This is a genomic window from Plastoroseomonas hellenica (assembly GCF_018129085.1).
Taxonomy (GTDB): domain Bacteria; phylum Pseudomonadota; class Alphaproteobacteria; order Acetobacterales; family Acetobacteraceae; genus Plastoroseomonas; species Plastoroseomonas hellenica.
The window spans coordinates 1-10,240 of record NZ_JAAGBB010000101.1; the positions used below are offsets into that span (position 1 = coordinate 1).

The 10,240-nt window shown below is 70.1% G+C and carries 16 protein-coding genes; 12 read left to right on the plus strand and 4 right to left on the minus strand.

What is annotated here, in order from left to right; all coding sequences use genetic code 11:
* The first annotated feature begins 675 nt into the window (after positions 1–675).
* The 3 genes from GXW71_RS33620 to GXW71_RS33630 all read left to right on the plus strand — a co-directional run bounded on the left by GXW71_RS33620 (position 676) and on the right by GXW71_RS33630 (position 3,278).
* Positions 676–1,026 carry a helix-turn-helix domain-containing protein gene (locus GXW71_RS33620; RefSeq protein WP_211858295.1) on the plus strand — a complete coding sequence of 117 codons (351 nt, stop codon included), beginning with the start codon at positions 676–678 and terminating at the stop codon, positions 1,024–1,026.
* 337 nt (positions 1,027–1,363) lie between these two features.
* The gene (locus tag GXW71_RS33625) at positions 1,364–2,557 is read left to right on the plus strand and encodes an MFS transporter (protein WP_211858297.1); all 1,194 of its coding nucleotides are present in this window, start codon (positions 1,364–1,366) and stop codon (positions 2,555–2,557) included.
* 76 nt (positions 2,558–2,633) lie between these two features.
* Positions 2,634–3,278 carry a LysE family translocator gene (locus GXW71_RS33630; RefSeq protein WP_211858299.1) on the plus strand — a complete coding sequence of 215 codons (645 nt, stop codon included), beginning with the start codon at positions 2,634–2,636 and terminating at the stop codon, positions 3,276–3,278.
* A gap of 189 nt (positions 3,279–3,467) precedes the next feature.
* Here GXW71_RS33630 and GXW71_RS33635 read toward each other — a convergent pair whose 3' ends face one another.
* Positions 3,468–3,683: a hypothetical protein gene (locus GXW71_RS33635; RefSeq protein WP_211858301.1), complete on the minus strand. Its 216-nt coding sequence runs from the start codon at positions 3,681–3,683 to the stop codon at positions 3,468–3,470.
* Between the two features lie 441 nt (positions 3,684–4,124).
* Between GXW71_RS33635 and GXW71_RS33640 the strand changes: the two genes are divergently transcribed.
* From GXW71_RS33640 to GXW71_RS33650, 3 genes are read left to right on the plus strand one after another with little or no spacing between them, the layout of a single operon-like run.
* A complete protein-coding gene (locus tag GXW71_RS33640) occupies positions 4,125–4,820 on the plus strand; it encodes a glutathione S-transferase family protein (RefSeq protein ID WP_211858303.1) in 696 nt (231 codons plus the stop codon).
* Position 4,821: 1 nt separating this feature from the next.
* Positions 4,822–5,184 (plus strand): ArsR/SmtB family transcription factor, encoded by a 363-nt coding sequence (locus GXW71_RS33645; protein WP_211858305.1) that lies wholly within the window; start codon positions 4,822–4,824, stop codon positions 5,182–5,184.
* Positions 5,181–5,636 (plus strand): SRPBCC family protein, encoded by a 456-nt coding sequence (locus GXW71_RS33650; RefSeq protein ID WP_211858307.1) that lies wholly within the window; start codon positions 5,181–5,183, stop codon positions 5,634–5,636. The genes GXW71_RS33645 and GXW71_RS33650 overlap by 4 nt, the downstream gene beginning before the upstream one ends.
* Here GXW71_RS33650 and GXW71_RS33655 read toward each other — a convergent pair.
* On the minus strand, positions 5,558–5,947 hold the full coding sequence (locus GXW71_RS33655) for a hypothetical protein (RefSeq protein ID WP_211858309.1): 390 nt from the start codon (positions 5,945–5,947) through the stop codon (positions 5,558–5,560). The genes GXW71_RS33650 and GXW71_RS33655 overlap by 79 nt on opposite strands.
* The gene (locus GXW71_RS33660) at positions 5,947–6,117 is read right to left on the minus strand and encodes a hypothetical protein (RefSeq protein WP_211858311.1); all 171 of its coding nucleotides are present in this window, start codon (positions 6,115–6,117) and stop codon (positions 5,947–5,949) included. Before GXW71_RS33660 ends, GXW71_RS33655 begins: the two co-directional genes overlap by 1 nt.
* A gap of 183 nt (positions 6,118–6,300) precedes the next feature.
* On the opposite strand from GXW71_RS33660, the gene GXW71_RS33665 reads away from it, so the two are divergent.
* Positions 6,301–6,456, plus strand: coding sequence for a hypothetical protein (locus tag GXW71_RS33665; protein ID WP_211858313.1), 156 nt, complete (start codon positions 6,301–6,303; stop codon positions 6,454–6,456).
* A gap of 54 nt (positions 6,457–6,510) precedes the next feature.
* Here GXW71_RS33665 and GXW71_RS33670 read toward each other — a convergent pair whose 3' ends face one another.
* The gene (locus tag GXW71_RS33670; protein WP_211858315.1) at positions 6,511–7,206 is read right to left on the minus strand and encodes a S24 family peptidase; all 696 of its coding nucleotides are present in this window, start codon (positions 7,204–7,206) and stop codon (positions 6,511–6,513) included.
* 190 nt (positions 7,207–7,396) lie between these two features.
* Here GXW71_RS33670 and GXW71_RS33675 point away from each other — a divergent pair, with 190 nt between their 5' ends.
* From GXW71_RS33675 to GXW71_RS33695, 5 genes are all read left to right on the plus strand, one after another.
* The gene (locus GXW71_RS33675; protein ID WP_246527138.1) at positions 7,397–7,777 is read left to right on the plus strand and encodes a GcrA family cell cycle regulator; all 381 of its coding nucleotides are present in this window, start codon (positions 7,397–7,399) and stop codon (positions 7,775–7,777) included.
* A complete protein-coding gene (locus GXW71_RS33680; protein ID WP_211858319.1) occupies positions 7,770–8,285 on the plus strand; it encodes a hypothetical protein in 516 nt (171 codons plus the stop codon). The genes GXW71_RS33675 and GXW71_RS33680 overlap by 8 nt, the downstream gene beginning before the upstream one ends.
* Positions 8,269–9,426, plus strand: a complete 1,158-nt coding sequence (locus tag GXW71_RS33685; protein ID WP_211858321.1) for a helicase RepA family protein — start codon at positions 8,269–8,271, stop codon at positions 9,424–9,426. The genes GXW71_RS33680 and GXW71_RS33685 overlap by 17 nt, the downstream gene beginning before the upstream one ends.
* A 112-nt stretch (positions 9,427–9,538) precedes the next feature.
* Positions 9,539–9,736, plus strand: coding sequence for a hypothetical protein (locus tag GXW71_RS33690; RefSeq protein ID WP_211858322.1), 198 nt, complete (start codon positions 9,539–9,541; stop codon positions 9,734–9,736).
* 100 nt (positions 9,737–9,836) lie between these two features.
* The coding region (locus GXW71_RS33695) for a hypothetical protein (protein WP_211858324.1) at positions 9,837–10,240 on the plus strand (404 nt) is incomplete at its 3' end.

Sequence of the window (10,240 nt, forward strand, 5' to 3'; positions counted from 1 at the left end):
TTGGCGGTATCCACGGTGATGGTCGCGAGCTGCAGGGCCCGCACCTTTCCGATGACGTTCATCGGATCCCGCTCGACAACCAGTGCGCGCATCTTGCTCTCCACGACGACCGAGGGATTGTTGGGACTAAAGTGACAAACCAAAGACAGGACGCCGACTTTAAAAAATAAACTCACCGGACCTTCGCTAAATCATTCACGCGAACACACGCAATACGCATCGATCAGTGGACCAATACTGGACCTACAGGGACCATGTATTCATAGAGGCTTGGTATCAGGCTGAAAGTCGTTTCCCTTACTTTCCGAACGCTATCGGCACGACGGGCTGCACCCCTCGCAAGCCATCGACATTCGGCAACCTTGGTTGCTCTCGATAACGTGATACCACGCAAAGGTTAACGGAAAGCAGCCAGAAATTGCGAATGCGCGCCAAATCAGCCCGCGAAGGTTGTGCGGATGCGGAATCCCTTGCCTGTCGGTTAACAAGATCTTCTCGTATTGCTAGCAGCACACCCGCCATCACCCTGTTTCTAACCGAAAATTACCCGCACGACGGGTGGCATGGTTCACGCTTTGCTAGAGTTGCCGTCGATATGACTCGCCTGTCGGTACGCGAGGACTCTGGGTGAAAGACGGCAGGCGGGTCGGGCGACCGGCAATGGACGGAAACCCCGTGGATCAGCACATCGCGGCTCGCCTGCGGGAGCGCCGGCTCGTGATGGGCCTGTCCCAGGCCGACCTCGCGGCGCTGATCGGGGTCAGCTATCAGCAGCTGCAGAAATACGAGACGGCGGAGAACCGCATCGCCGCCGGCCGCCTCTATGAGATCGCCCGCAGCCTGCGCACCCCGGTTGCCTGGTTCTACGAAGGGCTGGAGCGCTGGGAAGTGCATTGGTCCGCCCATCACCCGCTGGTGCAGGAGCTGGTGCAGAGCTTCTCCCAGATCGAGGACGAGGCGCAGCAGCAGGCGGTGATCCAGATGATCCGCGCGCTGACCCCGCGCGAGCGGGTGTCCGGCGCTTAGCGACGGATCGGCCGAAAGACCCGGCGTCGCCCCGCATTCCTTCCAATGCCGTGCCGGCGACGTGACCGGCGTCACCGCCGCATCCACCCGCCGCCCCTAGCCTCCGCCCCGGCGTGCCGCACTGCGCGCCGCCATCAGGCGAAGGAGCGCGCATTTGCCAGACGAGACGGTGCCCCCGCTGGTCGCGCCGCGCGGCAGCCAAGCCCGCCGGGCCGTGCCGAGGCGGACCGCACCGCCTCCCCCGGTCGGAGGATGCCCGACGGCATCCGACATGGCCTCCTCCCGCCGCGCGGGCGCGGGACGGAGGGGTGCGGCCCTGGTGATCGAGGAACACCGCATGTCGGTCAGGACTGCGCCCCCGCCGCTCCGGCTGGGACGGGCGGTGGTGCGCGACATCGCCTCGCCCGGCATCCGCAGCGTGGCCGGCGCCTTCCTGACGCTGATGATGGGCTTCGGCGCCGCCTATTCCTTCGCCGCCTTCGCGGTGCCGATCCAGGCCGAGCTCGGCCTCTCCCGCCTCGCGGTCAGCGTCGTCGTGGCGCTCTCGGGCGCCACCACCTACATCGTCAGCCTGCTCTCCGGACCGATCGCCGATCGCGCCGGTGCGCGCTGGCCCGCCTCCCTCGGCATCGTCCTCGTCGCCCTCGGCCTTGCCCTCGCCTCCACCGCGGAATCGGCCGCGGCACTCTGGGTCCACGCCGGGCTGCTGCTCGGCACCGGACTCGGCTTCATCAACGTGCCGGCGATGGCCGCGGTGCAGCGCCACTTCACGCGCCGGCGCGGCATCGCCTCCGGCCTCGCCTCCTCCGGCATCGGCGTCGGCACCGTGCTGATCGCGCCGACGGTCGAGGTGATGTCGGCGTTCGGCGATTGGCGCGTCGCCTTCCTGCTCTCCGCTGGCCTGGTGCTGGCGGTCGGCCTTGCCGGTGCCGCGCTGCTCGAGAACCGCCCGGCACCGGTCCATGACCGGCAGGCGACCGAGCTCCGCGCCGGCCCGCGGCGCCGGCGTGCCTTCGCGATGGCGTGGTGGGGCGTGCTGCTGGTCTCGGTGCCGATCGCGCTGCCCTTCGCGCATCTGGTGCCCTTCGCGCTCGATGGCGGCCTCGGCCTGCGAGAGGCGATGGGGCTGCTGACGCTGATCGGCATCACCTCCGTCATCAGCCGCATCCTGCTCGGCGCGCTGGCCGACGGCATCGGGCGGCGCGGCAGCTTCATTGCCTGCTGCGCCGGCACCGGCGGGGCGATGCTGCTCTGGGCGACCGGCGGCATCGGATGGCTGCCGGGCTTCGCGCTGGTCTTCGGCGTCGTGAATGGCGGCTTCGTCGGGCTGCTGTCGCCCTTCGTCGCCGATACCTTCGGCGCGGATGCGGCGGGCACGGTGATCGGCCGCCTCACCTCCAGCCGCGCCCTGGCGGCGCTGGCGGCGCCGGTCGCGATGGCGGCGAGCGGGCCGGAGGTCGCGCTCTGCGTCGCCGGCGCCGCGGGCTTTGCCGGCGCGGCGCTCCTCGTCGGCGCTATCACGCAGGACTGAACCGGACGCCGTCGGCCCGGACAAACCGGAGGCTCGGCCATCGGTTTGCCTGCCGGACAAGGGAAGAAGCGCCGCCGTGCCGGACGCCGCGACCTATGCCGCTTTTCTGGCCGCCGTGCTCGCGATGCAACTGCTGCCTGGGCCGGAGACCGCGCTCGTCATCAGCCGCGGCATCGGCGAGGGTCGCAGGGTCGCGCTCTGGACCGTGCTCGGCACGACGCTCGCCGCCGGCGCCATCCAGCTTCCCCTGCTCGCACTCGGCATCGCATCGCTGCTGCGCGCCTCGCCTCTCGGCTTCGCGCTGCTGCGCTGGGCCGGCGCGGCCTGGCTGATCTGGCTCGGCCTGCGGCTGCTGCGCGCGGCCGGCGTTGGTGCCGTCGCCGCAGCCGGGACGCCGGCACGGCCCTCGGCCCTGGCGGCGCTGCGGGACGGCCTGGCCGCCAACCTCACCAACCCGCAGCCGCTGCTCTTCATGCTCGCCTTCCTGCCGCAATTCGTGGATCCGGCACGGGCTTCGGTCGGGCTGCAGCTCCTGCTGCTGGGCGCGACGCAGAAACTCACCGGCCTCGCAGTGCTCGGCGTGACGGCGCTCGCCGCCGGTGCGGTCGGTGGCTGGCTCGCGCGGCGGCCAGGGGTCGTCCTCTGGCAGCAGCACGTCGCCGGCACGGCGATGATCCTGCTCGGCCTGCGTCTGTTGGTGACCGGCACGCCTGATGGATGACGCCTGTCGGCCCGCAGCGCAGGCGTCAGAGACCATTTGGGAATGGCGGCGGCGGAGGGCTGGCGAGGGATTTTCGTCCCTGGCGTGTCGGCTGACACAGCCGATGCTGGTGGCATCGGCAAGGAAGCCGGCGCGGCAGGGGCGGAAAAGACCCGCCGGGCCGACCCGCCGGCATTCCCAAACGGTCTCTTAGCGCTCGTTGGCCGGTCCGACGCGCCGGGCCGCGTCCTTGGCGCTGTCGACCTGCTCCAGCGCCTTCTTGGCGGTCTCGGCTTCGTCCAGCGTATCGAATGTCAGGGTCAGCGACTGATCGACCGTCCCTTCCTCGTCGCTCTCGACCAGGAGATAGGTGAATTCCCCGCTGCCGCGATAGACCGGAATGATCGTGAAGACCCTAGGGCCCATCGAGCGCCTCTGCTGCCAGCAAGGCACATATCGCGATGCGTTCCCGTCGCGGTCCAGACCAATCGACAGGCCGGGGCGGCCAAATGGTGCGGATCGGCCGGATCGACCGCCAGAATGCCCGCGCTGCTCGAATATTGACATGAGTACACCACCGTGACGCGCAGGATACCCAGGAAGACCCTCGGAGGACGCATATCCGCGCGCCTGCACGCCCGATCCATCCCAACTTCGGCCTCGGCCGGCGATGACGCGGACCGCCATGGAGTCGGGCCGCCGCCAGCCAATCCGGCCCCTCCCCTCTGCGGTCAGGGACTGTGACATGACAGGCCGCGACAGGGGCCGGAACGCTTTCCTTGCCCCTGGCCGCGCCATCCTATAGTTAGCCAGAAGGGAAACCATGCCGCACCGCAGCGCTCCGGTCGCGTGCTGCGGGAGGCTCCTATGGCGCTCGTCCTCTACCTCCATCCGCTGGCGTCCTTCTGCCAGAAGGTGCTGATCGCGCTCCACGAGAACGGCACCGCCTTCGAGCCGCGGCTCGTCGACCTCATGGACGCGGGGGACAGCGCCCGGTTCCTCGACATCTGGCCGCTCGGCAAGATCCCGATCCTGCGCGACGAGGCCCGGGACCGGACCATTCCCGAGACGACGATCATCATCGAGTATCTCGAGCAGCATCATCCGGGCGCGCGGCCGCTCCTCCCCGAGGACCCCGCGGCGCGGCTGGAGGCGCGGCTCTGGGACCGCTTCCACGATCTCCATGTCCAGGCGCCGATGCAGAAGATCGTCACCGATCGCCTGCGCCCGGAGGATGAGCAGGACCGGCGTGGCGTCGCCGAGGCGCGGGCCACCCTCCGCACTGCCTATGCGATGCTCGAGCGGCAGATGGCGGATCGGCGATGGGCGGCCGGTGATGGCTTCAGCCTGGCGGACTGCGCCGCGGCGCCGGCGCTGTTCTATGCCGGCATCGTGGAGCCCTTCCCGCCGGCGCATCCCCATCTCGCCGCCTATTTCGACCGGCTGGTCGAGCGCCCCTCCGTCCGGCGCGTGATCGAGGGCGCGCGGCCGTATTTCCCGATGTTCCCCTTCGCGACCATGATTCCCGCGCGCTTCCTGGCCGCGGATAAGGAGGCGCGCTGACATGGAGCCGGTCCGGCACAGCCAGACGCTCGACCGGGTGTTCCATGCGCTGGCCGATGCGAGCCGGCGCGGCATGGTGGACCGGCTGGCCGGCGGGCCGGCCTCGGTGACGGAGCTGGCGCGGCCGCTGGCGATGGCCCTGCCCTCGGTGCTGAAGCACCTGGCGGTGCTCGAGGGGGCCGGCATCGTCCTGTCCGAGAAGGCCGGACGGGTACGGACCTACCGCATGGCGCCGCAGGCGCTCGGCGCGATCGAAGCCTGGGTCGCCGAACGCAAGGCGCGGCTGAACCGCGACTTCGACCGGCTAGAGCAATATCTCGCAGAGCAGGCCGGCCAACCGGCCGCCGCGAAGGAGCGGCCATGATGCAGCGATCGGTCACCCATACGAGCTTCGTCGTCACGCGCGGCCTGGCCGCGCCGCCCACCGCCGTGTTCCGGGCATGGTCGGAACCCGAGGCCAAGCGCCGCTGGTCCGCCTGCCACGCCGGCACCGAGCATCGGCTGGATTTCCGGGTCGGTGGCGCCGAGACGAGCCGGGTCGCGATGCCGGATGGCGCCGATTACGTCGTCGAGGCCCGCTTCCTCGACATCGTCGAGGATGTGCGGATCCTCTACGCCTACAGCATGCGGAAGGGCGACACACGGCTCTCCGCATCGCTGGTCACCGTCCTGTTCGAACCCGACGGTGCCGGCACCCGCATGGTCTTCACCGAGCAGGTCGCCTTCCTCGATGGCCATCAGGATCCGGCGGAGCGCATCCGCGGCACCGAGGAAGGGTTGGACCGGCTGCGGCTCGAGCTGTCCGGCGCGATGTGATCGGCGGGCACGCCGGTCGCCCCCATCCTGACAGCGGCCGCGGCAAAGCGCTGGGCCTGCTCCATCCTGCGCCACCAGACGCCCCAGGCGGCGTGGCGCTCGGCATAGAGCAAGTCCGCGACACCGCCGCCGCCGCGGCACCAGGCCGCCAGCACCTTGCAGCGTCCGGCCTGGTCGGCATAGAGCGTGGCGCAGGGGATGTGGCGACCGAGGGCACGGACTGCCTGCGCCAGGCTCGGCGCCGCCGGCGGGGCATCGCAGAGGGAGAGATAATTCCGCGCCGCCGCCTCGAAGGCGCAGGGCGCCCGCATCAGGCGCCGCCGGCACGCTTCAGCGCCAGGATGGCGCGGCCATAGGCACGGGCCCGCCGCACGCAATCGGCAGCCATGGCGCGCTGGCCGTCGGCGGCGTGCAGCCGCGCGACGCGGAGCTGGTGGTCGCGGCAGGTACGGAGCTGCTCGAGCTTGCGGGGTTTCGGCATGCGGGCTTCCTTGTGGCGGAAGCTTTATGCATTACTGCATATGCAATATCAACGCAAATTGCTTGAGCGCAGGCCACCCCCTCGTGTCGGCAGAGCGATAGCGGCACACCCATCACGTGTGCTATGCATCTCATGCGTGCATTATGAGATCCATGTCGCGGGTAGCTCGCGGGAGACAGCAGTATGTTCGATCTGTGGTCGCTGGGGCTGTTCGGCGCTTTCGCCCTGATTGCGGTGCCGGTCTATTGCCTTGCGGTCGCCCGCAACGCACGGGACGCACGCAAGGAGCAGTGCGTCTCCCGCTTGCTGTCGGACCAGCTCGGCGCCGATCGGCGGTAGCACGGCGAAGACGCGGCGGATTGACGCGGCGGGCGATCGGCACCGTCGCGCCCGTCACCCCAGCAGCTCGCCCACCCGCATGACCCGGAAGATCTTCTTCACCGCGGCGGTCGGGAATTCCATCTCGCGCGGCGGGTTGTACTGCTTCACCAGGATCCGCTCGGCGCCACGCCGGACCAGGCGCTTGATATAGGCCTTGGGCGGCTGGCCGGGCTCCGGGCTCTCGACCAGCAGCACCACGTCGTCACCCGGCCGCACCGGCCGGTTGGGGTCCACGACCACCGTCTCCCCAGGCTCGAAACGCGGCTCCATGCTGTCGCCTTCGACATAGATCGCGAAGGCGTCGCGGTTCGCCATCAGGCCCGGTGGGCGGCGGATGCGGTCGACCTGGCCACCCATGTTGATGACAAAGGCCCCTTCCCCGTTAGCACCCTGCGCAGTGCCGTAGACCGGCAGGTCCTGCGGCATCTCGCCGCGCTTCGGGATCGCCAGGGTCTCGGCCGGCGGCCGCGCCGTCGCAGCCGCCGCCGCCCCGGGCAGCGCCATGCCCATCGGCACGCTGACGCCCGAGGCTACCGAGAGCTTGCCGAGCGTGCTCATCGACAGCGTGTGCTTCACGTCCTTGTTCATGAAGCGGGTGAGCGTGGTGGAGGAGACGCCGGCGCGGCGCGCGAGCTCCGTCAGCGTCAGCCCCGTCTCGGCCAGCATCTGCTGGACCAGGTCCCGCACCACCTTCTGCTGCTCACTCATATGAGCAAACTTGCATATGTGCTGGCCGTGCGTCCTTGTGCAAAAATGCTATTGTGCAGATGCATTCATGCACATAGAATGCCGGCATGCAGCACGCCCCCCTCGCCCAGGACGCCCTCACCCGCCGCCCCGGCAGGTGCCACGCCCTCCCGCCCGGCGCCGCGTCGGCCGCCGCCCGGAGGGCCCGGCCATGAACAAGATGACGGGCCTCTGGCCCTGGCCGGTACACCACTCGCTGCTCCAGCGCCTCCGCTCCTCCGAATACCAGCGGATCAAGGCGGGCCGGCTCACGCTGCCGGCGCTGACCAACCGCGGCCCGGTGGCGCCGGTCCGCCATCTGACCTGCCAATGGCCGCATGGCGAGCCGCGCACCGAGGATTTCCGCTTCTGCGGCGCGCCAACGCTGGCCGAGCGGCCCTACTGCGCCGCGCATTGCGCCGTCGCTTACATCCCGGACGCGGCGGACCCGCCGCCACCCGCGGATATCGCGCGCGACCTGCCGGAGGAGATCGGTCAGGACGAGCTCTGGCCCGATCCACCGCCGCCAAATGCAGACCGGGACGATGCCTGACGCCGGACATGATCATGCCGACAGCGCGCCCATCACGCCGCTGCCCGGCCTGGACCTGGCGCTGATCTCCGAGCACGCGATGCGGCGCGGCACGGTCGCGATGGTGCTGGAACGCATGGGCTTCGAGCGCTTCGCCGGCCCGATGCCGCGTGGCGGCATCATCGCCTTCGACGATGCCTATGCACGCCTGGGCCGCGCCGCGCGTGACCGCGTGCGCCACCTGCACGGCGACGCGCAGGCAGCGCTCTTCGCGCGTGACCGGCGGACGGAGGCCACCTCCTTCAACCGCAGCCTCGCCGCGCATCCGGTGCTGTTGCTGGCGCGCGACAACGCCCCGGCCACGGCGGTCTGGTTCGACACCGTCTCCGGCGCCTGGCGCCATGCCGCCGGCGGACCGGCGGGGGAGGACATCGTGACCCTCGGCGCCATCATGTGGCAGTGCCGGATCGGCCAGGCGGTATGGCGTTGCGCCCGCCTCGCGGGAGTGACGCATGTCCTCCGCCGATGACGATGGCTTCGGTGCCGCCTTCGCGGCCGCGCGCCGGTCCGGCCCCATCCTCTTTCCCCGCATCGGGCCAAGGCCGGTGGCGGACGCCGAGATCCGGCCGCTGCCGGTCCTCTATTTCGATCGGATCGAGGCGCGGCTCGATGCCCGCGACTTCGTCGAGGATCTGCTGACCGAGGGCGGCTCCGCCGTCATCTATGGCGAGAGCAATGCCGGCAAGACCTTCTGGGCGACCGACCTTGCGCTGCATGTCGCGGCCGGGCGTGCCTGGAATGGTCGCCATGTCGCGCAGGGTGCTGTCGTCTACTGCGTGCTGGAAGGCGGCATCGGCTTCCACAACCGCATCGCCGCCTGGCGCCGGCACCACGGCTTCGAGGATGCGCGCATCCCCTTCGCCGCGATCCCATCGAATCTCGACCTGCTCCACCCGGACGCCGATACGCCGCGGCTGATCGCCGCGATCCGGGACGTCGCGGCGGTGCTGGAGATGCCGGTGAAGCTCGTGGTGATCGACACCCTGGCGCGCGCCCTCGCCGGCGGCAACGAGAACGCGTCGGAGGATATGGGTGCGCTCGTGAAGAACATGGACGCGGTGCGCACGGCGACCGGCAGCGCCCTGATGTTCATCCACCACAGCGGCAAGGACCGCGCCAGGGGCGCCCGCGGGCACAGCAGCCTGCGCGCCGCGATCGATACCGAGATCGAGGTGGTGGCCGCCGAAACCGGTGACGCCAAGACCGCGACGGTCGTGAAGCAGCGCGACCTGCGCAAGGGCGATGCCTTCGACTTCGCGCTGCACACCGTGACCCTCGGCGAGAACCCGCGCGGCAAGCCGGTGACGAGCTGTGTCGTCGCCCCACCACCGACGCCAACCACCCGCGCCGCGCAGGATCCGGAAGCGACGGCGATGCTCCTGAAGATCGCGCGGGTGCTGGGCGAAGACGGGCAGCTCACTGCATCGCGGCTCTGCGACGCCATGGGCTGGGGCAAGGGCACGCGAGCCTATCGGCGCCTGGACGCGCTGGTGCCGCTGGCGCCGGGCGGCGTCGACATCCATCTGGATGGGCAGCCGCTCCGCCTTTGGCGCGCCCGGGACGGCAGCAAGCTCACCTCGCCCATCCGGGTGGTCCGCAAGGATCTCTAGCGTGATGATTTGAGGCGGGTGCGCCAGAAAACGTGATCGTCGGCGCGCCCGCGCCGGCACGTCACGGATTGCTGCCCCTTTCCGCCGCCGAATTGACATGTCCCAATGCGGCATGGCCAAGCGTGATGCATTCCCACCCCTCGAACCCGCCGGCGACGGCTCCCGTCCCGCCGGCGCCTGGCAGGATGCGGAGCTGGCGGAGTTGCTGCGCATCTGGCCGGTGCTGGACCTGCCGGAACGGCGGGCCCTGCTCGGCTTCATCCGCCATATCGTGAAGAGCGGGGCGGAAGACCAGTCCTCCGGCGGCTGACACGCCGGCCCCGTGCGATCGCCCGCCCTTTGCAGATGCGTGGCAGGAACAACATGTCATCCCGGGCGGCCGGGACGATCTGACCGGCGGGAGGGCGGCGATGATCATGCGCATCTGGGCGGCGCTTCTCGTGGTGTCGATCGCCGCCTGCACAGCCCCGCCACCCGAGGCCACGCTGCCCGAGACAATCGGTTTCGGCGATCCGGGCCGCGGCGCGATCGCCAACACCGCCTATGCCTTCGCCACGCCCGCGACCCTCGCGCAGCACCCGGCCGAGGCGGCGCTCGCCATCGCCCAGGCCGAATACCTCGCGGTCGACCTCATCGCCAATCAGCGCTGGCGCGAATTCTCACCCATCGTCCCGATGGCCTTCCAGCAGGCGCGGCCGGAATGGCGTGCGGCCATCGGCATCGCGCCCGATGCGCCGCCGCAGCCGGTGATCGACGCGCTGTTCGCCGCGCGCGACGCGCTGCAGCGGGGCGATGCGGCGCGCGCCGCGGCGGC